Raw genomic sequence first — 26,410 nt, forward strand, 5'->3', positions numbered from 1 at the left:
CTATTGATAAACTTTTTCATGTATCATTGCATGAGAGGGGGAAAATTTATAATTTTAATATAACAAATCAAAATCAACCATTGATTGCACGTAAGTGCAAACCACCATGTGAGAAAAGCTATGAGCGATAACGATCGCAAAAATCTACACGAAACAAAACACGATCATGAACACCATGATCCTTTAGAAAGGCTTACGCGCATTTTTAATCCGCACAAACAAAGCGGAAACAAAAATGAGCAATCTTCTTTAAAAACAGAACGATCAACATCTCACCCCGAAATATCATCCCATGATGATGATTTTGATTTGTCCTTTCTAGAAGAGGAACTTGAAAATAATTTAGCACATGACTTACCGTTTGATGATCAAAAAAAACAATGGGACTTGCATGCAACCAGCAACGCAACAGCCTCAGATATTGCACAATCTTCTTCTTTCAACCATTCAAAACAAAATAATTTATCTGAAGAGAAATATTCTTCACCTAGCAGTCATGATGAAGAACAAATTTTAGATGAGCTTTCTCCATTACCAATCCCAAAGAATCAATCACATCAACAGAAAAAAACAGCAACCAGTGCAGATCCTTTTCTTGAAAAAAGTAATCTTATGTCACAATCAGAATCAGAAAATTTCTTTTTTGATAAATCTGAAAGGCACGAAAATAAGAGAGAGACGCCAGAAGATGTTGAACAAACCAATCGTTTTTCACAAATAAATTCACAACAACCTGAGACTACGAATATACAAAAAACTTATGAGGACAATCAAAACCTCTATGACACTCCTATAAACCATCCCTATAAAATTTCAGCTGATCAAGAAATTTGGATTAAAAAAGATTATCCTGATGTCTCCTCTTCTACAGAGGAAAATGAGTTTTTCTCATCTTCTAATCTTGTGTCAGAAAGACAAAACACTGCAAGAAATCAAACAACAAGTACCTTCTCCTCACCTTTAGATTCTCCACCAGTTGATAGACAATCTTATTTAAAGGGGGCTTCACAAGAAGATCATACAATCAATTATCCCCATTTTTTTGCAGAAAACCCCTCACAACAAGAAACTTATGGCGAAAAAGTTCCGATATATGATGAGGCTCGAGCCCAATACATCAATAACGCCGAAGGTGCCTCTAACCCAAATAGAGAAATTTCATATAATGAAAATAATTTAGATGAGTTTCTTTCCTCATCCCCCTCTTTAAATACAAAACAAACGGATGGCTTTTTTGCCCATAACTATACGCACAGAGATACTCCCCCTCCCAATGTTGATACTTATAAATTTTCAGAGGAAATCGTAGAAAAAACTGGTCCTATTATGGTTCCAGAAGTCCCGTATGAAGCACCAGAATATGATGTGCCAACTAATGGTGGTTTAGAAGAAGAATTTGCTGATGTACTCAATGTAGGGAATGTCCCAACGGATAATTTTTCTCAAAAACAACAGAAAAATGAGGTTTTTAGTGAAGTTTTTCATCAGTCTATGCAAAATTCAAAAGAAGGTGTTTATATAAACTCTAAAGAACAAAATTCCGACTATTTTTCTTCTGCCAATATGGAATATAATTTTCCCACTTTTAGCGAGAATTCATCATACACAAACTCAGATGAGGTTCCCACACCTCCATCAGCTCCTCCTCCCTTAAAAAGTTTTATTTTTGGTAAAACTTTCATTAAAGGTTTTTTTATACTTATTTTAATAGGACTTGGGTTTGCTGGTTATTCTCATTTTTTTATGCCATCACAAAAAAATGAAGAAACGGTCATTATCCACGCTGATAATACGCCTTTTAAATTCAAACCAGAAACAACTGAAACGAAAAATGATGTTGCACATAATTTAGATATCTATAAACAAACAACTGAACAAAATGAGAAACAAGAAAATACACAACAATTTCTTATTGATAACTCTGAACAACCTGAAAATTTAAAAGAATTAAACCCTGAAGAATCTTCAAGCGTTTCCTCATCGTCTTTAAATGAATCTGATGTTGAAGATGCAGTCACAGAAGCCATAAATCATACTATTCCAATGCGAGAAGTACAAACTGTTATTGTCAATCAAGATGGTACAGTTACACTAGTCCCCGCGCATCAAACAAACAGCAAAACTGCTGCTCAATCTGAAGAAAGCATTGATCAAACTTCTAATGAACTTCAAGATTCGTCCCTTGTTTCGTCGCATGATTCTGATATAAACGACCAAGAAAGAGATCATGATCTCAAAAATAATATTGATAAAATAATCGCAGAAAATAATTCTAGCTCAAATATTGAAGAAAAATTTATCCCTATCCCTTCCCATGCAGAAAGAAATACACAAGTTGAAACACCAGCCGCGTCTCGCCCCATATCACCAAACAGAGTCGTAGCACAAAATTCAGAAAGTTATTACGTACAACTTGCATCTCAACCAACGTATGAGCTCGCTAGAAATTCTTTAAAAAATATGAAATCTAAATTTGGATTCCTTATCGGTGCCCGTTCTTTAAATATTCAATCCGCTTTTATACCAGGAAAAGGTACTTATTACCGTGTTCGGATTCAAGCGCAAGACCGTAATGAAGCCATAATCCTTTGTGAATCCATTAAAAGTTCTGGTGGAAGCTGCTTCATCACACGCTAAACCAATAATGCAACGGTTTTAACAACCGTTGCATTATTTATTTCCATACCATTTAATTACTTATCAAAAACTTCAGAAATTATAATCATTCCTCTCTTTTTTATGTCTTTGTGCTGACTTTATTCCTTAATCTACGTCGATTTTCGCCCTATCTAAAAGATTATATTTACGAAAAAATTACTCCGTACCCTTATAGGTATAAGGTACAGGAGGAAGTGAATTTAAATCTTTTTTGGGCGTTGTTACACTTTGGCTAGTTTCTGGGGTATTATAACGCGAACTATGTTCAGGAGATTTTGCAAAAAAAGATCCTAAAAAACCAAAAATAAACCAGATAATAACCATCGCAAGAAGAATAGCAAAAATACCCTTAGCGATTGAAACAGGTTGTTCACGACCTCTTCTTTCTGCGGCCATACGTTCTTCATATGTGTGATAATTTTTATCAATCATAGTGGATTCCTTTTCTCAATTCCCTTACCTTTAAATTTCTAGAAAATATGCATATATGAAATTATTCAGATACTTATTGTGAGAAAACGATAATTATAGACAAAAGTTCCAGTTTACTTCATAAAGTTGAGAAAAAGAAGCGAGGATAGAATTAAAATATCTACCCTACTCTAGCCTTTGAATTCTATAATAAACCCCTTTGTATTCTATAATAAAACATTGACACAAAGGTTTTGTTAATAATAGAGTTATAATCAAAATATTTCATTATTTTTATTAATAAAAATGAAACATACTCAAAAGGTTTTTTATGAAATCTCCCATATCATCGCTTCCCTTTAAAATAGAAAAACACCCATCTCCTCTGTCAGAAGAAAAATATGAAGAAATTTTAAAAAGTCCCGGTTTTGGTCAATTTTTTACAGACCACATGTGTACTATTCAATGGACTGAAGACAAAGGCTGGCACAATGCCATCATTTCTCAATACAAAGCTTTAGAAATTAACCCTGCAAGTACCGTTTTACATTACGGACAGGAAATTTTTGAGGGTTTAAAAGCATATCGTGCAAAAGATGGACGCATCTTGCTCTTCCGTCCTGATGCCAATGCACAACGCTTTATAGAATCAGCGAGGCGTTTAGCTATGCCAGAATTGCCAAAAGATATTTTTCTGGATGCCGTTCATCAATTAGTAAAGATTGATCAAAAATGGGTCTCTGATCAGCCCAACGCTAGCCTCTATATCCGTCCATTTATGTTTGGCAATGAAAACTTTTTGGGAGTCCGCCCTTCTCAAGAATATCTTTTTTGTGTCATAGCCTCTCCAGTTGAATCCTATTTCAAAGGAGAAGAAAAATCTGTCAGCGTCTGGATTGAAACAGATTATAGTCGTGCCGGTCCAAGAGGAACAGGGGCTGCCAAATGTGGTGGAAACTATGCAGCAAGCTTACTTGCACAAAAAACTGCAACTGAAAATAATTGTAGCCAAGTACTCTTCCTTGATATGATTGAACATAAATGGATTGAAGAACTTGGTGGTATGAATGTCTGCTTTATTATGGACAATAATACACTTGTAACCCCCCCTCTTAATGGAACTATCCTTCCAGGGATAACCCGTGATTCAATCTTAAGGTTAGCTCAACAAATGGGATTAAAAATAGAAGAGCGTCCTTATTCTTTTACAGCGCTTCAAGAAGATGCAAAGAGTGGACACCTTAAAGAAGCCTTTGCTTGTGGTACAGCTGCCGTTGTCACATCAATTGGTCGTTTTAGATATAAAGGGGGAGAATTTATTATTGGAAATGAAACAGTTGGAGAAGTTACAAAGCAGCTTCGTACACAATTGGTTGGCATTCAAAAAGGGAACATAGAAGATAAAAATGGCTGGGTACATTCTGTCCAGCTCTCATAATATTTAAGGTATTCTCATATCTATAAACGCTTCCATGAAAGTAGATTCATGGAAGCGTTTTTCCTAGAAAAACTCCCTCTATTTTTAGTGACAAAAAAGAAAACATTAATCAAATTTTGAATGATCTCTATGCTGCGCTTTAATATTACGGACTGTACCCGTATGGGAGCGCATTACGAGAGTTTCCGTTTGAATGTAACGAGATGTAAATTTAACACCAGAAAGCATATTGCCATCTGTCACCCCTGTTGCTGAAAACAAAACATCACCCTTTGCCATTTCTTCCATTGTATAAACCTTATTGGGATCACTAATCCCCATTTTAGCTGCACGAGCAATTTTCTCTTCTGTATCTAGCAGCAAACGACCTTGCATCTGTCCTCCAATACAGCGTAAAGCAGCAGAAGCTAAGACACCTTCAGGTGCTCCACCAATCCCCATATAGATATCAATACCTGTTTCTTCTGGATCAGTTGTATCAATAACAGCAGCCACATCTCCATCCCCAATCAAGCGAATCGACGCCCCTGTCGCTCGTACTTCATTAACCAATTTTTCATGACGAGGTCTATCCATAATACAAACAACAATCTGATTAACAGTCACTCCTTTAGCCTTCGCAAGAGCATGTATATTATCGGTAGGACAAGCATCTATATCGACTACTCCCTTTGGATAACCAGGACCAATAGCAATTTTGTTCATATAAACATCAGGTGCATAAAGGAGATTACCCTTTTCAGCAATTGCAACTACTGCCAAAGAATTGGCAATATTTTTAGCACAAAGTGTTGTTCCCTCTAGTGGATCAAGTGCAATATCGATCGCCAATCCACTTTGAAGACCTACTTTTTCTCCAATATAAAGCATAGGCGCTTCATCCCGCTCACCTTCACCAATCACCACTGTACCATCAATAGGCAATCGATTAAGTTCCTGCCGCATTGCATCTACAGCAGCTTGATCCGCTGCCTTTTCATCGCCACGTCCGCGCCAGCGTGCAGCAGCAACAGCAGCACGTTCAGTAACACGTACCAATTCAAGCGTCAAAATACGATCAAGTCCATTTAAAATCTTCTGAGTTGTGGGCATATGAAAAAATCCTACCGAATGAATACCAGAAAAAATATGAGTCCTTATTAAATACTAAGAATAAAGTTTTTTGGCAAAGATGAAAATTTTCCACAAGAGATAAAAGAACTCAAGCGTGCTTTTTTATTATCAAGAAAGTTATCAATTCTTTGCCATAGGTTCAATACGAATAAATTGAGATTTTGCAACAAGATGTCCATCTTTTTCAATTTCTGCAAGTGCCTGTCGTACATTCACCTCTGTTGTTTCGTGCGTAATTAAAATAATTGTTTTTTCAATTTGATCTTCTACAAAAGATCTTTGAACAATCGACTCCAATGAGATGTGATTATCAGCCATATGCCTTGCGACCGCGGCAAAAACACCAGTACGATCATGAACATTTAAACGAATAAAATAACCACCTGCATGATGCGAAATACGTGCTTTTTTATGAGGAGCAAGTTCTAATGCTGGACGTCTTAAAACAGGTGCATACTGAAAACCAGAACGTGCTTTTGCTATATCAGCCAAATCACCAATAACGGCTGATGCTGTTGCCTTTCCTCCGGCGCCAGGACCAGAAAACAGTAATTCACCTAATAAATCACTTTGAATAGAAAGAGCATTGGTTACACCATTTATCTGTGCAATCATTGAGGATGTTGGTACCATTGTTGGATGAACGCGTTGCTCTATTCCAGAATCCGTTTTTAATGCAACCCCTAAAAGCTTAATCCGATACCCCAATTCATCAGCTGCTCGAATATCAATTTGCGAAATATTATGAATTCCTTCAACATAAACATCATCTAACGAAACAGCAGTTCCAAATGCCAAGCTTGTCAACAAAGCTAATTTATGAGCAGTATCATTTCCCTCAATATCAAAACTTGGATCTGCTTCAGCATACCCAAGTCTCTGTGCATCTGCTAAACAATCTTTAAATGAAAGACCTTCCGTAAACATACGTGTTAATATATAATTACAGGTTCCATTGAGAATACCATAAATTCGCGATATGCGATTACTAACAAGTGATTCTCTCATCGCTTTGATAACAGGAATCCCCCCTGCAACAGCTGCTTCAAAATGAAGAAAAACACCTTTTTTTTCTGCAATTATAGCCAGCTCTACTCCATGTCGAGCAAGAAGAGCTTTATTGGCTGTTACAACATGATGTCCCGCCTCAAGCGCTCTCTTAACAGCGGTATACACCACATCCAATTCACCACCAATTAACTCTACAAAAACATCAATCTCATCAGAAGCAGCCAACTCCACAGGTGAATCAAACCATTTTATATCACTAAGATCAATTCCACGATTGCGACCTTTATCACGCGCACTAACAGCAACAACTTTGATGAATCGCCCACATTGACAAGCTAAACTATTCGCTTTTTCACATAGAATTCGAACAACTGAAGTACCAACTGTACCAAGTCCCGCAACACCAACCTTTAAAGATTCTGCCATTATTAACCACTGATCCCTATCTTCATTGAAAAATCGTTTAAATGATGTGCCAATCAACACAAAAAGTACTTATGTTCATAAGAACAAAAGAAATACCCTGCTCTATTTATTTCATTTTCTCTAATAGAATTATCCCCGCTTGTTCAATCAACATTCCTAAAAATATAATATTTATTGTCTTCAAAGATTTCAGAATCTTTATAAAATATCTAATTCAGAATGAAAATCTGTAAAACAGATAAATGCAAGTTTCCATAAAAAAAGTTCTAAAAAATAATCAATAACAAGTTAAAGAATATTGAAGACTTGGTAAGAAAGAATAAAAACATCTCTTCTAAATCAACAAGTATGGAACAAAAAACATTCTTTCATATGATAAATTAGGGAATGGATAAAATGAAAGTAGATCAGTAAATGATAACACATTCCTTCCTACCATTCCATAGCTTTAACTATAAATCTTTAATGCAAAAATCTTAACGCACTCATATATCAAAATAGAACCTTACATTAAAGTAAAAAACAAGACTTAATATGCGCACACCCTAATTCTGAAATATTATAAATATGGAGAATAAATTTGCAAAATTCGAATATTTTATCTCAACTTATTGCCACCTCTTTAAAAAACTAGCGAATTGAAATGAGAAAAAACTCAATCTACCCTTTATCCACACTAATTCATTTTCAAATCAAGAACCTTCTCAATATGTAAAAGAGAAAATGAATGGTTTTTAATTTTAAAAATTTTACAGACATGTAAAAGTAAATATAAAAAAATATTTTCTTCATATATTCTATAAAAATTGATTTAATATTTTCATTTTTAGCATACAGATATCTATTTATATTTTGTTAAACTGCAAATAATCTATGGATTATTCATCAAAAAAACTTTTGTATGATTGGTATTATTTGTTAATTTGGTAATAAATATTGTCTTTCTACTTCATAAATTATACAGTTTTTGCTTTATGATAAGCTCAAATGAGAAATCTTCTGTATAAAGGCTCTTTCAAGCAAGTTAAATAATATTCTCATGTGGTGAGCAAAGATAACAAGCGATAAAATATGCAAAAAATAAATACATAAAAATGCTGTTTTTGATCATTTTTGCCTACTCCTCAAACTGAAAATATCATTCCCTGAGATGATACCCACATCAAAATTTTCTATCAATCATGATAACTTTATATTTTTTCTACAAAAAATCTTAGAAAATAAAATGATCTAAACAGGAATCGCTCAAAAATTATTCAATAAAACACACTTTTTTCAAAAAAAATGACACAGAGGGCTTGCGAAGTAAAAAGATCCTCTCTATAAGCCTCATCATTGGTTTGCGCCCATCGTCTAGCGGTTAGGACATCGCCCTTTCACGGCGGAAACAGGGGTTCGATTCCCCTTGGGCGTACCATGTTTCTTTTTTCTATGTGTAATATATTCATTTTATTTGTGTTTTTAAAAATGAGGGATGCATAAATAAAAATGAGGGAATAAGATTTTAAAAGGAATCTCTTCGTAAAAAGGATACAAGAATCATTAGGTGATTAATTTCTTTGTTGCATTTCGAGGATAGTGCTTTACTGCGCATAGTTAATAACAATAAGAATCGATAAAACATAAGAATTAGAAGATTCTAGCTCGCGATACGGTAATTTATAAGTCATATTTTCGCGTCTGCTGTTAATTTTTAAATTAAAACCAGCCGCATCATTTATACGTTTTTTCCAACCTTCAAAATTGAAGTTTATCCCAAACGCATTTCATATGAATCATTTCTAATTACAGTGCCTTTGTTATCACATTAAACTTTTTATAAACAAACAGACCATAAGCTTAGAATTGAAATAGCAATATAAAAATAGTTTCTTATTCACCTAACACAACAAATCAAGAAACTATAATTCAGAATACGATCAACTTATTAAATGGAATCTCTGATAATAAAAATGCATAATCCCCGTCCCCCGGTGATCTAACTACCTTATCTATTAAACAGATTCTTCATCAATCATAGAATAATTATAGATTTGCAAACACATCACTTCTTTTCAAAAATTAAACCCTCCAACAAAATTTTACACTCTATTGATAATATATTCTAAAAGCTCATATTTGAATGCTTTTTTCCCTTGTTTTTACTTTTCATTATAAACTTGAAAGTGTTATACAAGTAGTATCGCTTAAAAGAAAAAGGATTTCTAATGGTAAAGATCAAAGTAGAAAACCCCGTTGTTGAACTTGATGGGGATGAGATGACCCGCATCATCTGGAAATATATCAAAGATAAATTAATCCATCCCTACCTCGACGTTGATCTAAAATATTATGATCTTTCCGTCGTAAATCGTGATGCAACCAATGATCAGGTAACTATCGATTCTGCCAATGCTATCAAAAAATATGGGGTTGGTATAAAATGCGCAACCATTACACCTGATGAGGCACGCGTTAAAGAATTTAACCTAAAAAAAATGTGGAAATCACCTAATGGCACAATCCGCAATATTTTAGGAGGAGTCATTTTTCGCGAACCCATTATCTGTAAAAATGTCCCTCGCCTTGTTCCTAACTGGACAAAGCCAATTATTATCGGACGTCACGCTTTTGGTGATCAATACAAGGCAACAGATTTTAAATTTCCAGGAAAAGGGAAATTAAGTATTAAATTTGTCGGTGATGATAATCAAGTTATTGAACATGATGTTTTTGATGCTCCAAGCGCAGGGGTTGCCATGGCTATGTATAACCTTGATGAGTCAATTCGTGATTTTGCCCGCGCATCCTTTAATTATGGACTACAACGGAATGTTCCAGTTTATCTTTCAACAAAAAATACCATTCTAAAAACTTACGATGGTCGTTTTAAAGATATCTTTCAAGAAATATTTGATACGGAATTTAAAACTGAATTTGAAAACCGTAAATTATATTACGAACACCGTCTTATTGATGATATGGTTGCTTCTGCATTAAAGTGGTCAGGTGGATACGTATGGGCATGTAAAAACTATGATGGTGATGTCCAATCTGATATTGTTGCCCAAGGCTTTGGTTCTCTGGGTCTCATGACTTCTGTTCTCATGACACCTGACGGCAAAATTGTTGAAGCAGAGGCAGCACACGGCACCGTAACACGCCATTATCGTCAGCATCAAAAGAATGAAGAAACATCAACGAACTCTATTGCATCTATTTTTGCATGGACGCGTGGACTAGCGCACCGTGCTAAACTAGATAACAATGAGAAGTTAAAAAACTTTTCCACGACATTGGAAGAAGTTTGTATTAAAACCGTCGAAGAAGGTTTTATGACCAAAGATCTCGCACTTTTGATTGGGCCTAAACAAAAGTGGCTTTCTACAACAGATTTCCTCGATAAAATTGATGAGAATCTCAAAAAAGCAATGGGCAATTAAATTATTACTTAAATTAAAATTCAAAGCTCTAAACAGAGCTTTGAATTTCTCTTGGCAAATTCAAAGAAGTACCTTATAAGTAAAAAGAGGATAGATTTTTATTAAATAGCAAACAACAGTGAAAAAACAGGGCTGGTCTGCGCTTTTATTGGGTAAAAATGGTCTTTGCTTTTTAACGTTTACAGGTGGAGTTGTGTTACACGCCACCAACGTTTATATTGTTATTACTATTTTACCCTCTCTTATGAATCATATTGGCAGTGAAATATATTATTCTTGGGTGGCTACTGTCTTTATTACAGCTTCACTCGTGGGTACTTCACTTGCAACAAAAATATTAGGGAAATTAGGTCCTCGCAATGCGTATGTTATTTCTGGACTTATCTTCACCCTAGGCACTTTTATGTGCAGCATTTCTTCATCTATGCCATTGTTTTTAATAGGACGCTTTATTCAAGGATTTGGAAGTGGTTCTTTGTTATCCCTATCCTATTCCATGGTACGGATTGTTTTCAGCCCATCTTTATGGTCACATGCATTAAGTATTATCTCTGGAATGTGGGGAATATCAACCTTGTTAGGACCAGCAATCGGGGGGCTTTCTGTATATTATGGCCTATGGCGAGCATCCTTTTTGATCATTGGCGTATTAGCTATATTTTTCTCACTCATCGCCTTTAAATTTTTACCAAAAAAGAATGAAAACGATGTTCCAACACCCCCTCTTCCTCTTCTCCAGCTTTTCACACTCACCTTATTGATTTTTATTATTTCTGTTGGAGGGGCTATGGAGTCTACAATAGCAAAAATTTGCGGATTAGTTATCGGACTTAGTCTTCTCTTTGTTCTAGCAAAAATCGAATCATCTACCCCTCATCCTATGTTGCCCCGCAAATCCTTTTCTTTCTCTTCTGAAATCTTTTCTGTTTACGCATTGATACTCGTTATGACAACAGTCGTATACAGTATAGAACTTTATTTTCCACTTTTTCTTCAAGAGCTTCATGGGCAAGCTCCACTTATTGCTGGTTATATAGCAGCACTTATGAGCCTAGGGTGGACATGTGGAGCCATCTCAAGTGCTGGTCTCTCCACAAAAAAAATTCGCAACATCATTGTATACTCGCCCCTATTAAAACTGTTAGGCATAATGATTCTTTTATGGCTCATCCCAACAGAAGTTTCCGCGCTTGAATATATTTTTATTATTTGCTTAGCACTGTTTTCTATTGGAATCAGTGCGGGCATAGCATGGCCACATTTGCTCACAAGGATCTTACAATGTGCAAATGATGAAGATGCTCTCCGTGCCAGTGAATCCCTTACCTCTGTACAACTATTTTCAGCGGCCTTAAGTGCAACTCTAGCAGGAGTCATCACCAATCTTGCAGGCCTCTTTAATCCTGGAGGAACAATAGGAATGATCTTAGCAGCAAAAACTCTTCTTATAGTGCTCATGGGTCTTTTATTTTGTCTTGCTATTCCATTAGCACTGCGCATTTCTTACTTCATATTGAAAAACCCAACAGGACATTCCAACAACTAAAAATAAATATAAAAATTCCTTCTTCATTTAAAAAATGAAAAACATTAAGCATGCTTCTCCATATACCATGAGATGCAAAAAACCATTAATCCACACAAAGTTAGAACACTTCCTAAAACAGCTGTATATTCATAACTATAGCCCAATTTTAAAACTAATGCTCCAGATTCAGCACCAAGAGCGTTGGCAATATTAAAAGCAGACTGCATTAATGCTCCTGCCAAAATCTGTCCCTGTAGTGCAACATCCATAATTTTTGTTTGTATAGAAGGCATAGCAGCAAAAGAAGTTCCAACAAAAAAGCATCCTATTGCCGCTGTTAACGGAGCATAGGATAAAAAGAAAAAAAGAAAAAAAACAAATACGCTCCAAAGCATAGAGAAAAATATCATCGGTGAAATGCCAATTTTAACAGCTAATTTAGGCCCCAAGAGATTTCCTATCACCATTCCCAATCCAACTAACGGCATAATAAATGGTACCCACTCAAGTGAAACACCAGAAATATGCATTAATGTTGGCTTGATATAAGTGAAAACAGAAAATAATCCTGACGCTCCCACCGACACCATCAACAAAAGAAGCCACACCTGCTTTTGCTTTAATACACCCATTTCTTGCAAAGGATTCGTTTTTGGAAAACTTGAATCACAAGGAAAAAAATTCCAAATAAGCAAACAACATAATAAAGCGATCATCCCCACAAGGACAAAAGCAATCTGCCAACCAATAAGTTGACCAATCCAAGTAGCACTGGGTGCTCCCAAAACGGTTGCAATTGTTAAGCCAAGCATAACATATCCAACAGCTTTAGAACGTTCTTTCATTTCTACCATTGAAGAAGCAACCATAGCCGCAAGTCCAAAATAGATTCCATGGGGAAGTCCACTGAGAAAGCGTAATACTACTAATATGCTAAAATAAGAAAAAAAGGCACTAGCAATATTTGCTAAAGCATAAAAAAGCATCAATCCTATCAAAACAGTTTTGCGTGATACCTGAGCTGTTGCCACAGCTAAAAGAGGTGCTCCAATCACAACTCCTAATGCATAAGCAGAAATATATTGACCAGCGGTAGGAATATCAACATAGGAACTTCGTGCCATCTCTGGTAATAGCCCCATTGCGACAAACTCTGCAGTACCAATAGCAAAACTCCCCACAGCAAGAGCAAAAATTATTAAACGCCGTATTCTCGAATCAATTCCCAATGCAAGAACCTTTTGTTGATAAGAATCCCTCATATCATCACTTCTGGATAGGAGTTTTAACCGTAGATATCTGTAATACACACAAACAAAAATTCAAAACATTGTTATACGTATGCCCAATAGTCCCCAATAAAGTTTTAGAAATATTTTGATATATAAAGCATTTTATGGAGTTTTAAGTAAGATTCTTTAATGAAAAACCTTTGAAAACCTCAAGGTCACAGACGTATTCACCTATTTTTATCAGATCTGCCAGATAATAAACTTTGTCTCCTCTTTTCAGCCATTGTAATTTTACAGTGAAAACTTTATTTTGCAACGATATACTATATCCTATAAATAATTCTAAAATTTGCCGAAGAATGCATTTCAAACAAGTGAATAATATCTCATCATTATCTTGATACAAAGATAAAACTTCTCCCCCAAAATTATTGTTGCTTTATTTTGCTACCTGAATACAGATCCCCCAAATCGATAAGCTATAATTTCAACTTTAGGCCATTCTTATAAATGATTATAGAGTCTTTTAAAAATTCTCATGATAATAGTGCTTGGTTTCTAGATTTATTAAATACCCTCTTTTAGACATCTTTACCCCTCCCTCATCTAACAGAGGAATCGCATCAAATATCTAACTCACTATCTGTAAATTAAAATATTCACGTAAATATATTATGATTATTTTCAGATAAATTCTATAAACAAAGCAAAAAACAAATATAATAAATTTTGTATAAGTATGTTTATTGCTATTTTATAAATATGACAATTACCGTGATTAATATTTAATTTATTATGACATAATATCTATAGTTTTATTATATAAATAATATTACATAAATCTATTTTAAAGAATATTTATATATAAAAACTTAAAAAATAAAATTACAACATTTTAAATGTTGTAATTTTATTTTAGTTTTATTTTAATTTTCTAAAAATTTATCTGTTCGATTGTATATAATCCATTCTTTACCTTTAGTAATAAAAAACACAAAGTAGCTCATAAAAATACAATTTTCATACTTCTTTAAGAGTTCGCTAACGCCTCATTAACATTGTTGCTGTAAACAGTCATCAGAAACAGAAAAACTGTTTTTCTCCGGATCAGGTAGCGCGTACCGGAGTAACAGTTTCTGTTTTTATATAGTACTTAGAAAAGAATATGTACCCTATAAAACCGCACTGTTATATTTTAAGATAGTGAAATTTTATAATTTTGGAAGATGTTTCTAATTTCATATTTTTAACTAAATTTGTAAGTGCGAGAATAAATTCAATAAAAAAATGAGGTGCTATATTACGATTAATATTTTAGCGTCCTTGTGCCCATAGAGCACGCGTTTCAGCGCAAAAATCGGCATAACAGCCTTCCTCAATGGCATCACGAATTCCCTGCATAAGTTGTTGATAATAAAAAAGATTATTCCAAGTCAACAACATCCCCCCAAGAGATTCACCAGATTTAATCAAATGATGCAAATAAGCACAACTATAATCATGTGCTGCTGGACAAAGTGACTGTGGATCAAGAGGAAGTGGATCTTCTGCATAACGCGCATTACGCAAATTAATTCTACCAAAGCGGGTAAAAGCTAAACCATGACGTCCTGCACGCGTCGGCATAACACAATCAAACATATCAACACCACGAGCAACACTTTGTAAAATATCATCAGGTGTCCCTACTCCCATAAGATAGCGTGGTTTATCCTCTGGTAAAATCGGACAAGTAGTATCCAATACTGCTGTCATAACACTCTGCGGCTCACCAACAGCAAGCCCTCCAATAGCGTAACCTTTTAAATCGATTTCTTTTAATGCTTGAGCAGAACGTTCACGCAGTTTCATATTATCACCACCCTGAACAATCCCAAACAATGCTTTATCTGGCTGATCTCCAAAAGCTGTTTTACAACGCAGCGCCCACCGCAATGAAAGTTCCATAGCTTCTTCCATTTCTTTTTCAGTTGCGGGTAATGCAATACATTGATCCAACTGCATCTGGATATCTGCACCAAGAAGTCCTTGAATTTCGATAGAACGCTCTGGACTCATTTCATAGTAGGCTCCATTAATGTAAGAGCGAAAAATCACACCTTGTTCAGTAATTTTACGGATTCCCGCCAATGACATAACCTGAAAGCCACCAGAATCGGTTAAAATAGGTCCGCTCCAGCGTGAAAATTCATGTAATCCTCCTAAACGCGCAACACGTTCAGCTCCTGGACGTAACATTAAATGATAAGTATTCCCCAAAATGATATCTGCACCAAGATCACGAATTTGATCCATATACATAGCCTTAACGGTTCCTGCCGTCCCAACAGGCATAAATGCGGGTGTACGAACACACCCTCGCCCCGTTATAATTTCGCCTCGACGTGCATACCCATCTTGAGCAATTTTTCTATAATGAAATGTCTTTATCATAACTCTCGTCTTTTTGATTCCATCAATGCATATCTCTATAGAAAGAAAAAAGATATCCCCTTACGAGCATTGTCAAAAGCTTTATGAATTAATTTTTGATTCGCTCAATATTGTAACCAGCATCAAAAATTAAACGAGATAAAAGAACATTTCTTGTTAAGAAATCACCATAATAAAAGTGATAATCTAACTCTAGAAAAATAGTAAAATCCTTATAATATCATACCTCAAAATACCTACGCTTATCCTTAACAGAACTGCAACATTATTATCACAATAATTTCATCTTCACATACTTCCATAAGCAGTAACTTTGTACCCATAGAAGAAAATTTTGAACGCATTGTACAGCTTACAATATTCTTTAACTTTTACAGATAAAAATTTTTCATCTACTGGGCACAGCGATCCTCACGCTTAATAAAAGCGCAAATGAGCATAATCATTTATCCACTCACAATATTGAGATAGCTCTTGGCATTAGAGATAATTCACAAAAGAAATTAACGTGTAAATAAAAATACTTTAAAAAACTAAAAATGCTTTTTGTAAAGATTCTCAAATACCAAAAGCTCTATCGTAACATTAGAGGCTGAAAAAGCGTATGATGGTACCCGCTTGCTCCTTCATAAGCTTTAAAGAAGGTGGTGCATAATAGATTTTATACTATTTATAGCTTTAAAACTATACACGCCATGAATGTCATCGTGGAAGTGAATGTTGATATGTACTAAGAAATGCTTCTTAAAAAAACACGTAAATACGCAACACAAGTGTATTCCGTTTGGAGCATTCCTCTATTAAAAAACGAGAAAAATAAAAGCGTAAGTCCCTGCATAATCTTCATTATTTAAAAGATATTGCATTAGATACTTTTAAAAAAGTAAAGTTGAATTAAAAAGGAGATGGCAAAACTAGCCATTTGTTTCACTTCTGCGCCTTTATTATATTCTTCTAAGATTAAACTGTCTTCTTATTTTAAAGATTACGCCAATATATATAAATGCTGGTTTTCCACCTTGCTAGGAAAACTGGATGAGCTAGTAAAGCTCTTATCCATCTTAATATGTGTTTCAAACATGCTTCTGCATTAGGATTGGATGTTGATTTACGAGCAGAAACAAAAGCACACGCTCTCTTAAGAAAGTAACATCATAAAACCATTAAGACCGACAATGGATTGAAGAGAAATGCCGAATTTTTTATAAAACACTTTGCCAAACAACAACCATAATACAACAGACTTTGCGTTTTCTTATTCTGACAGGTGTTTGTACAAATCCGTTGCGTTATATTCTTCAGGAAGATCCGATTGAAGAAAATATATGGACAATGCTTAGCTCAAAATTATAAAAGGTAAGCGTGATACTACAAAAGAGTTTCGTGTGCCTTTATTGATCAGAAAAGTGTACTTTTTCTTAGAAACTTACAATTGAAATCAGTATAGTTTATACTATTCTACATCCGCAGCAATAATGGCTTTGGTAATTGAATCTGGATCTGCAACAGGTTCACCACGTTTAATTTTATCAACATTTTCCATACCTTCAACAACCTGCCCCCATATAGAATATTGACGATCAAGCCACGGAGCATCTGCAAAACAAATAAAAAATTGAGAGTTAGCAGAATTTGGATTCTGACTACGCGCCATAGAAACTGTACCACGCTTATGAGAAAGATTTGAAAACTCTGCTGTTAAATTTGGTTTTTCTGCCCCCCCCATACCAGCACGTGATAAATTGAATTTTTCACTATCCTTCTTTCCAAATTGCACATCTCCAGTCTGCGCCATAAAGCCATCAATAACGCGATGAAAAATAACATTATCATAAGCACCTTCACGGACAAGTTCTTTAATACGTGCAACATGACAAGGTGCTAAATCAGCAAAAAGATCAATAACAACTCTGCCCTTTGTTGTTTCAAGAATTAAAGTATTCTCTGGATTTTTATTCTCAGCCATATGGAAAGCTCCCTTGATTCATTTCTCAACTTGTAAAGTAGCAGCATTAATAACATCAGGATTTTCTACAGATCCATTATTACTTGTGGTACCTTTTTTAATTTTATCAACAACATCCATCCCCTTTATTACTTCCCCAATAACCGTATACTGACCGTTTAAAAAAGCAGCATCATCAAAACAAATGAAGAACTGAGAATTCGCAGAATCTGGATCTTGTGAACGTGCCATCCCAACAGTACCACGCTTAAATGGCTGCTTTGAAAACTCAGCCGGTATATTGGGATAATTTGATCCCCCTATACCAACGCGTTTTAGATCAAAATCTCTACTGCCTTTTTTTCCAAATTCTACATCACCAGTTTGCGCCATAAAGCCAGGAATTACACGATGAAAAACAACATTATTATAGGCCCCTTCCTCTGTTAGTTTTTTGATTTGCGCAACATGTTTTGGTGCCAAATCAGGACGCAGGCGAATAATGACATCACCATCTTTGAGAGATAAAACAAGAAGACTTGCATCATTTGCAGGGCTAGAATTACCAGCGACAGCGGACAATGAAAAAAAACAAAACACACATATCAAAACAGCAAAAATTCTACGAGACACACTTATTCTCCTTTAAAGACTGGAATTTCGAGCGCAAAGCTTGTGCAACATTGGGCGGCACAAATGGTGTCACATCACCTCCCATAGAGGCAATTTGACGTACCAATGTAGACGTTATCGCACGCCCAGAAACACTTGCGGGCAAAAAAACAGTTTGCAATTCAGGAGCCAGAATGCCATTCATCCCTGCCATTTGCATTTCATAATCAAGATCAGTACCATCACGCAATCCGCGAACGAGAAATGAAGCACCAACTTCACGTGCCTTGTCAATGAGAAGGTTATTAAATGAAAGAACCTGCAACCGATTAGAATCTGCACCGAAAAAGTCTTTCCCTACTTGGGTAATAAAACCAACACGCTCTTCAAAGCTAAAGAGTGCTTTTTTGTCACCCTGTATACCTATAGCGACGACCACCTTATTAGCTAACACAAAACACCCTTTTAAAACATCAAGATGACCATTTGTAAGAGGATCAAAAGAACCCGCGTAAAAAGCAATTTTCATGACTTTACTCCTTCCTCTTAAAAATTATTTTTCTTCGCTCATATCAACTGTATCAGAATGCTTCTCACCTTCATCATCTAATGAACTCGTATCATCTTCAGGTTCAGAAATACGTTCAACCGATACGACTCTTTCACCTTTGGCTGTATTAAAAATTGTGACTCCCTTAGTTGAGCGCCCAGCAGTACGAATTCCCTCAACAGGGACACGAATAAGCTGCCCCCCATCTGATACCAACATAATTTGATCTTGCGCCTTCACCGGAAAAGCCGCTACTAATTTACCAATTTCAGCTGTTTTAGATGGATCTGTTGCGCGAATCCCCTTTCCGCCACGTCCCGAAATCCGGAACTCATAGGAAGAAGAACGTTTACCATAACCAAACTCACTCACTGTCAAAAGCATTTGTTCACGTGCATGAAGTTCTGCATAACGTTCATCTGTTAACTCTGTTTCAGCACCCCCATCTTCTTCATCAAAAGTTATAACATCTTCAACATCAGCATCTGCACCAGAAGCACGCCGTTCATTCATTACACGTTTAATATAAGCAGAACGCTCAATGGACGTCGCCTCGACATGCTCTAAAATTGTCATCGAAATGACTTTATCGCCTTTAGCTAAATTGATACCACGAACTCCCACAGAATTACGCCCAGCAAAGACCCGAACATCAACAACTGGAAAACGGATACATTGTCCATTGGCTGTTGTTAGAACAACATCATCATGTTCTGTACAGGTTTCAACAGAAAGAATTTCATCTTCTTCATCAAGTTTCATCGCAATTTTACCATTACGATTAACCTGAACGAAATCTGATAATTTATTACGACGCACAGTTCCACGTGTTGTCGCAAACATAATATCTAATGCACTCCAGCTCGCTTCATCTTCAGGCAAAGGCATAATCGTTGTAATACGCTCACCTTGTTGTAAAGGAAGCATATTGATCAAAGCCCGCCCACGCGATTGGGGTGTCCCCAGCGGCAGCCGCCAAACTTTTTCCTTATAAACAATCCCACGTGATGAAAAGAAAAGAACCGGAGTATGCGTATTGGCAACAAACAACCGCGTTACAAAATCCTCATCCTTCGTGGACATACCAGAACGCCCCTTACCACCACGTCGCTGTGCACGATAGGTATTAAGAGGCACACGCTTAATATAGCCACTATGGCTTACCGTTACCACCATATCCTCTGGTGCGATCAGATCTTCACTCTCCATCTCAGCGCTACCAAAACCAAATACGGTACGTCGCGGCGTTGCAAATTCCTCACGAAGAGCACGCAACTCATCCTTAACAATAGACATAATGCGTACGCGTGATGCCAAGATCTCAAGATAGTCAGCGATATCCACGCCAATTTTATTCAATTCATCAGCGATTTCATCACGCCCAAGGGCTGTCAATCGTTGCAAACGCAATTCTAAAATAGCACGCGCCTGTTCTTCAGAGAGGTTATAAGTACCATCCTCATGAATAATATGACGAGGATCATCAATAAGTTTAATCAAAGGCGCGACATCCATCGCTGGCCAGCGTCGCTCCATTAACTGTGCACGTGCTGTCTGCGGATCAGGAGCTTTGCGAATAAGCGCTATAATTTCATCAATATTGGCAACAGCAAGGGCAAGGCCAACCAAAACATGTGCTCGCTCACGCGCTTTACGCAAAAGATATTTTGTTCGCCGACTGACAACTTCTTCCCGAAAAGAAACAAATGCACGAAGCATATCAAGCAACGTCATCTGTTCGGGTTTTCCTCCATTCAAAGCAACCATATTACAACCAAAGGAAGTTTGTAGCGGCGTATACCGATATAATTGGTTTAAAACAACTTCCGCAACAACATCTTTCTTCAGCTCAATAACAACCCGATATCCATCACGATCAGATTCGTCACGCAAATCAGAGATTCCCTCAATGCGTTTATCGCGCACCAATTCAGCCATTTTCTCAATCATTGTTGCCTTATTAACTTGATAAGGGATCTCACTCACAATAATTGCTTGTCGACCACTGCGAATTTCTTCGATCTCAACTTTAGCACGCATAATGATTGAGCCACGCCCTGTTTCATAAGCTGCACGAACACCAGAGTGGCCAAGGATAATACCCCCTGTAGGAAAATCCGGACCAGGAATAATTTCAATTATTTTATCGAGTGTGATATCGGGATTATCAATCAAAGCGATACAACCATCAACGACTTCACCAAGATTATGGGGAGGAATATTGGTTGCCATTCCCACAGCAATTCCCCCTGACCCATTAACCAAAAGATTGGGAAAACGCGCTGGTAAGACAACCGGTTCACGCTCACGCCCATCGTAATTATCCTGAAAATCAACAGTATCTTTATCAATATCAGCTAAAAGTTCTTCTGAAACTTTTTCTAAACGACACTCAGTATAGCGCATAGCCGCGGGTGGATCACCATCAACGGAACCAAAATTTCCCTGACCATCAATTAATGGATTTCTTAAAGAAAAGTCCTGCGCCATACGCACTAATGCATCGTAAATTGAAGCATCACCATGGGGATGAAATTTCCCCATAACCTCACCAACAACACCAGCAGATTTACGATACGACTTATTGAAAGAAAGCCCCATCTCATTCATAGCATGAAGGATACGTCGATGAACAGGCTTAAGACCATCACGGACATCAGGGAGTGCACGTGAAACAATCACGCTCATCGCATAATCGAGATAGGAGCGTTGCATTTCATCAATAATACTGATTGGTTCAATACCGGTTAGCACATCACGTTCTGGGTGTGGAGTAAGATCGGTCACAATTTCAAAACTTTCAAAAAAGAATCATTTCACTTTATTTATAGCGAAAAATATACAAAAATGCTAATTTCTCTCCCATGACAAAAAAGAAATTTAACAATATTTTTCAAGATGTTATTAATTTATATTTTAAATTACCAATAATAATTAACAATTTTCACTTCGCTAAACTTCAAAAATCTGAAACAAGCAAACCATAAAATGATCATAATACTGCAATTTAAAGACTCTTAAAAAGGGACGTCATCATCTAATTTGTGTGAAAAACTTTCTCCCAATTGATTATTATTTTGACCAAAAGCATTTCTCTGATTTGAGTGACTATCGGCAAAGCCACCACTATAACTCCCCCCTTGACTTGCTCCTTGCTCCCCGCTCGCAGCTCCCCGCCCATCAAGCATTTGTAATTCGCCACGGTACTTTTGCAAAACAATCTCTGTTGTATAACGGTCATTTCCATTTTGATCTTGCCATTTTCGTGTCTGTAACTGCCCCTCAATATAAATTTTGCTGCCTTTTTTTAAATATTGCTCTGCAACTTTGACAAGGTTTTCATTAAAAATAACAATACTATGCCACTCAGTGCGTTCTTTTCGCTCATTTGTATTCCGATCGCGCCAACTTTCTGAAGTAGCAATACGCAGATTTGCCACTTGATCACCAGAATTCAAACGGCGGATTTCAGGATCCGCACCAAGATTACCAATCAAAATAACTTTATTAAGGCTACCAGCCATCGCATAAACTCCAAAATTTTAATTTGTAAAATACTCTGTTCTATAACAGTTATAACCCTCTTGACCTTCAATTTACATGTCGCAATTGACCATCAATATGGGTATTGCTATCCTTTACCAATATTGTATTCAGTGTAATTATAACAAAAGATGATAAAAACGCATAGTTTATTCCACCACGAGAGAATAAAAAGCTGCTCATTTGTATTTTTTTCACAAAACTTATACCTTCCTTTTGCATTAAAGCAGTTAAACACATTATAATTCTAAAAAAACAGTTTTATTCCATTTTAGGTGCTCAATTTTTGCCACATATGCCAAGGATAAAGTATGACTCATCAAAAATATATCTCCATTCGCGGTGCTCGTGAGCATAACCTTAAAAATATTGATCTCGATCTGCCTCGTGATAAACTCATTGTTATAACAGGACTTTCTGGATCAGGGAAATCATCCTTAGCGTTTGATACAATTTACGCTGAAGGACAACGCCGTTATGTCGAAAGCCTTTCAGCCTATGCACGCCAATTTTTGGAAGTCATGCAAAAACCCGATGTCGACCGCATAGACGGTCTCTCTCCAGCTATCTCCATTGAACAAAAAACCACCAGTCGCAATCCTCGTTCAACAGTAGGTACCGTTACTGAAATCCACGATTACATGCGTCTTCTCTTTGCACGTATTGGTATTCCTCATTCTCCTGTGACAGGACTTCCTATTGAAAGCCAGACAGTAAGCCAAATGGTGGATCAAATTATGGCCTTATCAGAAGGAACGCGAATTTTTATTATGGCCCCTTTGGTGCGAGGACGAAAGGGAGAATATAAAAAAGAGTTAACAGAACTTTTAAAAAGAGGATTTCAACGCGCTAAAGTTGATGGAAAATTCTATGAAATCGCCGATATTCCACCTCTGGATAAAAAATATAAACACGACATCGATGTCGTGGTAGACCGCATTGTTGTACAGAAGGATATCACCTCTCGCTTGGCTGATAGTATAGAAACCTGTTTACAGCTAGCAAATGGGCTTGCCATTGCTGAAATGGCAGACCAACCCTTAGCACAAAAAGAAACGACAAAGGAATCTGCTCATAAATCAAAAAATGATACACACAAACGACTCATTTTTTCAGAAAAGTTTTCCTGCCCTGTATCGGGTTTTTCTATTCCTGAAATTGAACCACGCCTTTTTTCGTTCAATAATCCTTTTGGCGCCTGTCCTCTCTGCGATGGACTGGGCATAAAAAAAGCAATGGATCCACTGAAAATTGTGCCCAATAAAAATCTTACCCTCAAGAATGGCGCCATTGCCCCTTGGGCTAAATCAGATTCACTTTACTATAAACAAACCTTAGAAGCATTAGGAAAAGCTTACGGTTTCAAACTCACAGATCAATGGTGTGAACTCTCTAATGAAGCACAACAGGCTATTCTCTACGGTACAAAAAGAGATGAAATTTCTTTTATCTATAAAAATAATTCTGGTTCGCATAAAATGACCCAACCTTTTGAAGGAATCATCCCTAATATGGAGAGACGCTGGAAAGAAACCGATTCTGCTTGGTCTCGAGAAGAAATCGAACGTTATATGTCTTCTTCGCCCTGCCCAGCTTGTCACGGTTATCGTTTAAAACCAGAGGCACTTGCTGTAAAAATCAACGGAATGCATATTGGGCAAATATCAGATCTTTCTATTCTAAAAGCAGATGATTGGTTTGCCAATGTTCATCAACATCTCACAGAAAAACAACGTAATATCGCCGTACGTATTTTAAAAGAAATTCGTGAACGTTTGGCTTTTTTAAATCATGTAGGATTGGAATATCTTACCTTGTCTCGAAATTCAGGAACGCTTTCAGGGGGAGAAAGCCAACGCATTCGGTTGGCATCTCAAATTGGTTCTGGTCTTACAGGCGTTCTTTATATTTTAGATGAACCATCTATCGGTTTACACCAACGCGATAACGAACGCCTGTTGGAAATGCTGCGCCATTTGCGCAATCTTGGCAATACAGTTATTGTTGTTGAACATGATGAAGATGCTATTCTCACAGCAGACTATGTTGTCGATATGGGGCCTGCCGCGGGCGTTCATGGTGGAGAAATCATAGCGCAAGGAACACCGCAGGAAATTATAGAAAATTCAGCCTCTCTCACAGGCCAATACCTTTCAGGAAAAATGGCTGTTAAAATGCCTACAGAGCGACGCAAAATATCAAAAACGAAAACACTTAAAGTCATCGGCGCCAAAGGCAATAACCTAAAAAATATCAATGCGAATATTCCTCTTGGAACCTTCACATGCATAACTGGTGTTTCTGGAGGAGGAAAATCAACATTTCTTATTGAAACGCTTTTCAAAGCAGCATCACATCATATCATGGGCTCTCATCACAGCCCTGCCAGCTATGACAAAATTGAAGGATTAGAATTTCTTGATAAAGTCATCGATATCAACCAGTCTCCTATTGGACGCACCCCACGCTCTAATCCCGCAACCTATACAGGTGCTTTTACACCGATTCGTGAGTGGTTTGCTGATCTTCCAGAATCAAAAGCCCGCGGTTACAAAGCTGGGCGTTTTTCATTTAATGTTAAAGGAGGACGGTGCGAAGCGTGTCAAGGTGATGGAGTCATCAAAATTGAAATGCACTTTTTACCTGATGTCTATGTTACTTGCGATGTCTGTAAAGGAAAACGCTATAACCGAGAAACACTAGAAATAAAATTCAAAGGACAGTCTATAGCCGATATTCTGGATATGACAATTGAAAAGGCAGAGGAATTTTTCCAAGCTATTCCCGCTATTCATAATAAAATGGAAACTCTCATTAAAGTAGGATTGGGTTACATAAAAGTAGGACAGCAAGCAACCACACTTTCTGGTGGGGAAGCACAACGTGTAAAACTTGCGAAAGAACTTTCTCGTAAAACAACGGGACGTACACTCTATATTTTGGATGAACCGACAACAGGTTTACATTTTCATGACATTTCCAAACTTCTTGAAGTGCTTCACGAACTAGTCGAGCAAGGCAACACAGTTATAGTCATTGAACATAACCTTGATGTTATAAAGACAGCCGACTGGATTATTGATTTAGGACCAGAAGGTGGAGATCGCGGTGGTGAAATTGTTGCAATTGGACGCCCTGAAGACATCATTAAGGTTCCGGCTTCCTATACGGGAAAATTTCTAAAACATGTTTTACTGCGCCCATCTCTCTATAATTCCAATTCTTAGAAACGCTTTCTATTGTAAAATACAGCATACTAACAAAGCCTGTACTTTTATTATTACCTGTAAACCAACACCTAATTCCAGTGGTGCAACACGTTTGAAGCAAAGACTAAAAACAATTTAGCGCTTTATAAGCTGTTTCAGTTGTCGTATTGCCAAATAGGAACGCGCACATAATTGCGTATTTATTCTCTGTTTTGTTTATACCTGAAACGACCAGACAACCTAAACTGGGAAGTATATGAAGTTTTAAGGGTATAAATAAATTTCTATATTTCCATTTCCTTTTAATTTATCTTTATGATTTTCCAAGGCATCCACAGCAATATCTTATAATGAAGATTGCCATTGCTTCACACTTTTATTTATCGCGTTCCTTAATGAAGATCACATTCCTCACGAAGGAACAAAACGCCCCAAACGGAATATATTTGCGTTGCCAATTCCCACATCTGTTTTAAAGAAACATTTCTCAATGCTCTCAAGCCCATTTCACAACGGCTCCTATGAATGCTATAATGATAAACTCATTATTGTACACCACCATCTTTACATTTATGAATCGGCATCATCACACTCTTTTCCAATATTTGTCTTCCCTACTCCCTAATATTGTAAAGCCTTTAATTATCGAAAGCTTTCATAAAAAGCATTTTATTTCTTTTTTCAAATGTTGTTATCCACACACTCATAACTATTTATGATATATAAAAGTATCGTTTTGATTGATTGACGATAAAAAGATCTAAAATGAGAAAATCTTACGCTATTAGAGTTTCTCATTCAATGTGGAGAGCGTCTAATTATCCTTATAAGTCAAGATATTATCTAATAAAAAAGAAACAAAACTCTTTTATTATATTA

General features: G+C 36.5%; 15 protein-coding genes and 1 tRNA gene. 6 read left to right on the top strand and 10 right to left on the bottom strand.

Going from position 1 to position 26,410, the window contains the following annotated elements; translation table 11 throughout:
- The first annotated feature begins 120 nt into the window (after positions 1-120).
- Positions 121-2,637 (top strand): SPOR domain-containing protein, encoded by a 2,517-nt coding sequence (locus ACFIMG_RS08890; protein WP_375679223.1) that lies wholly within the window; start codon positions 121-123, stop codon positions 2,635-2,637.
- A 177-nt stretch (positions 2,638-2,814) separates the two neighbouring features.
- On the opposite strand, the gene ACFIMG_RS08895 is transcribed toward ACFIMG_RS08890, so the two are convergent.
- A complete protein-coding gene (locus tag ACFIMG_RS08895) occupies positions 2,815-3,090 on the bottom strand; it encodes a hypothetical protein (protein WP_375611528.1) in 276 nt (91 codons plus the stop codon).
- 310 nt (positions 3,091-3,400) lie between these two features.
- On the opposite strand from ACFIMG_RS08895, the gene ACFIMG_RS08900 reads away from it, so the two are divergent.
- Positions 3,401-4,507, top strand: coding sequence for a branched-chain amino acid aminotransferase (locus ACFIMG_RS08900; protein ID WP_375679222.1), 1,107 nt, complete (start codon positions 3,401-3,403; stop codon positions 4,505-4,507).
- Positions 4,508-4,612: 105 nt separating this feature from the next.
- Here the strand turns inward: ACFIMG_RS08900 and glpX are convergent, their stop codons facing one another.
- The gene (gene glpX, locus ACFIMG_RS08905; RefSeq protein WP_375679221.1) at positions 4,613-5,599 is read right to left on the bottom strand and encodes a class II fructose-bisphosphatase; all 987 of its coding nucleotides are present in this window, start codon (positions 5,597-5,599) and stop codon (positions 4,613-4,615) included.
- A gap of 141 nt (positions 5,600-5,740) precedes the next feature.
- Positions 5,741-7,057: a homoserine dehydrogenase gene (locus tag ACFIMG_RS08910; RefSeq protein ID WP_375679220.1), complete on the bottom strand. Its 1,317-nt coding sequence runs from the start codon at positions 7,055-7,057 to the stop codon at positions 5,741-5,743.
- 1,342 nt (positions 7,058-8,399) lie between these two features.
- On the opposite strand from ACFIMG_RS08910, the gene ACFIMG_RS08915 reads away from it, so the two are divergent.
- The 3 genes from ACFIMG_RS08915 to ACFIMG_RS08925 all read left to right on the top strand — a co-directional run bounded on the left by ACFIMG_RS08915 (position 8,400) and on the right by ACFIMG_RS08925 (position 12,025).
- A tRNA-Glu gene (locus ACFIMG_RS08915) sits at positions 8,400-8,474 on the top strand.
- Positions 8,475-9,264: 790 nt separating this feature from the next.
- The gene (locus ACFIMG_RS08920; protein ID WP_375679219.1) at positions 9,265-10,479 is read left to right on the top strand and encodes an NADP-dependent isocitrate dehydrogenase; all 1,215 of its coding nucleotides are present in this window, start codon (positions 9,265-9,267) and stop codon (positions 10,477-10,479) included.
- Between the two features lie 118 nt (positions 10,480-10,597).
- Positions 10,598-12,025, top strand: coding sequence for an MFS transporter (locus ACFIMG_RS08925; RefSeq protein ID WP_375629058.1), 1,428 nt, complete (start codon positions 10,598-10,600; stop codon positions 12,023-12,025).
- Between the two features lie 44 nt (positions 12,026-12,069).
- On the opposite strand, the gene ACFIMG_RS08930 is transcribed toward ACFIMG_RS08925, so the two are convergent.
- The 7 genes from ACFIMG_RS08930 to ssb all read right to left on the bottom strand — a co-directional run bounded on the left by ACFIMG_RS08930 (position 12,070) and on the right by ssb (position 22,303).
- Positions 12,070-13,269, bottom strand: coding sequence for an MFS transporter (locus ACFIMG_RS08930; RefSeq protein WP_375679218.1), 1,200 nt, complete (start codon positions 13,267-13,269; stop codon positions 12,070-12,072).
- A 1,284-nt stretch (positions 13,270-14,553) separates the two neighbouring features.
- On the bottom strand, positions 14,554-15,672 hold the full coding sequence (gene tgt / locus ACFIMG_RS08935; RefSeq protein WP_375679217.1) for a tRNA guanosine(34) transglycosylase Tgt: 1,119 nt from the start codon (positions 15,670-15,672) through the stop codon (positions 14,554-14,556).
- Positions 15,673-17,125: 1,453 nt separating this feature from the next.
- Positions 17,126-17,638, bottom strand: coding sequence for a peptidylprolyl isomerase (locus tag ACFIMG_RS08940; RefSeq protein WP_375679216.1), 513 nt, complete (start codon positions 17,636-17,638; stop codon positions 17,126-17,128).
- Between the two features lie 18 nt (positions 17,639-17,656).
- On the bottom strand, positions 17,657-18,250 hold the full coding sequence (locus ACFIMG_RS08945; RefSeq protein WP_375679215.1) for a peptidylprolyl isomerase: 594 nt from the start codon (positions 18,248-18,250) through the stop codon (positions 17,657-17,659).
- Positions 18,240-18,758 carry a pantetheine-phosphate adenylyltransferase gene (gene coaD, locus ACFIMG_RS08950; protein ID WP_375679214.1) on the bottom strand — a complete coding sequence of 173 codons (519 nt, stop codon included), beginning with the start codon at positions 18,756-18,758 and terminating at the stop codon, positions 18,240-18,242. The genes ACFIMG_RS08945 and coaD overlap by 11 nt, the downstream gene beginning before the upstream one ends.
- Positions 18,759-18,782: 24 nt before the next feature.
- Positions 18,783-21,566 (bottom strand): DNA gyrase subunit A, encoded by a 2,784-nt coding sequence (gene gyrA, locus ACFIMG_RS08955; protein WP_375679213.1) that lies wholly within the window; start codon positions 21,564-21,566, stop codon positions 18,783-18,785.
- A gap of 230 nt (positions 21,567-21,796) precedes the next feature.
- A complete protein-coding gene (gene ssb / locus ACFIMG_RS08960) occupies positions 21,797-22,303 on the bottom strand; it encodes a single-stranded DNA-binding protein (RefSeq protein WP_375611516.1) in 507 nt (168 codons plus the stop codon).
- A gap of 330 nt (positions 22,304-22,633) precedes the next feature.
- On the opposite strand from ssb, the gene uvrA reads away from it, so the two are divergent.
- The gene (uvrA, locus tag ACFIMG_RS08965; protein WP_375679212.1) at positions 22,634-25,549 is read left to right on the top strand and encodes an excinuclease ABC subunit UvrA; all 2,916 of its coding nucleotides are present in this window, start codon (positions 22,634-22,636) and stop codon (positions 25,547-25,549) included.
- The last annotated feature ends 861 nt before the right edge of the window (positions 25,550-26,410 follow it).

Origin of the sequence: Bartonella sp. AP11XZML (assembly GCF_042196445.1) — a bacterium.
In the GTDB taxonomy this organism is placed as follows: domain Bacteria; phylum Pseudomonadota; class Alphaproteobacteria; order Rhizobiales; family Rhizobiaceae; genus Bartonella.

Excerpts from the sequence above, each read along its gene's own strand:
- ACFIMG_RS08890 (WP_375679223.1), top strand. The coding sequence starts at position 121 with ATGAGCGATAACGATCGCAAAAATCTACACGAAACAAAACACGATCAT.
- ACFIMG_RS08895 (WP_375611528.1), bottom strand. The coding sequence starts at position 3,090 with ATGATTGATAAAAATTATCACACATATGAAGAACGTATGGCCGCAGAA.
- ACFIMG_RS08900 (WP_375679222.1), top strand. The coding sequence starts at position 3,401 with ATGAAATCTCCCATATCATCGCTTCCCTTTAAAATAGAAAAACACCCA.
- glpX (WP_375679221.1), bottom strand. The coding sequence starts at position 5,599 with ATGCCCACAACTCAGAAGATTTTAAATGGACTTGATCGTATTTTGACG.
- ACFIMG_RS08910 (WP_375679220.1), bottom strand. The coding sequence starts at position 7,057 with ATGGCAGAATCTTTAAAGGTTGGTGTTGCGGGACTTGGTACAGTTGGT.
- ACFIMG_RS08920 (WP_375679219.1), top strand. The coding sequence starts at position 9,265 with ATGGTAAAGATCAAAGTAGAAAACCCCGTTGTTGAACTTGATGGGGAT.
- ACFIMG_RS08930 (WP_375679218.1), bottom strand. The coding sequence starts at position 13,269 with ATGAGGGATTCTTATCAACAAAAGGTTCTTGCATTGGGAATTGATTCG.
- tgt (WP_375679217.1), bottom strand. The coding sequence starts at position 15,672 with ATGATAAAGACATTTCATTATAGAAAAATTGCTCAAGATGGGTATGCA.
- ACFIMG_RS08940 (WP_375679216.1), bottom strand. The coding sequence starts at position 17,638 with ATGGCTGAGAATAAAAATCCAGAGAATACTTTAATTCTTGAAACAACA.
- coaD (WP_375679214.1), bottom strand. The coding sequence starts at position 18,758 with ATGAAAATTGCTTTTTACGCGGGTTCTTTTGATCCTCTTACAAATGGT.
- ssb (WP_375611516.1), bottom strand. The coding sequence starts at position 22,303 with ATGGCTGGTAGCCTTAATAAAGTTATTTTGATTGGTAATCTTGGTGCG.
- uvrA (WP_375679212.1), top strand. The coding sequence starts at position 22,634 with ATGACTCATCAAAAATATATCTCCATTCGCGGTGCTCGTGAGCATAAC.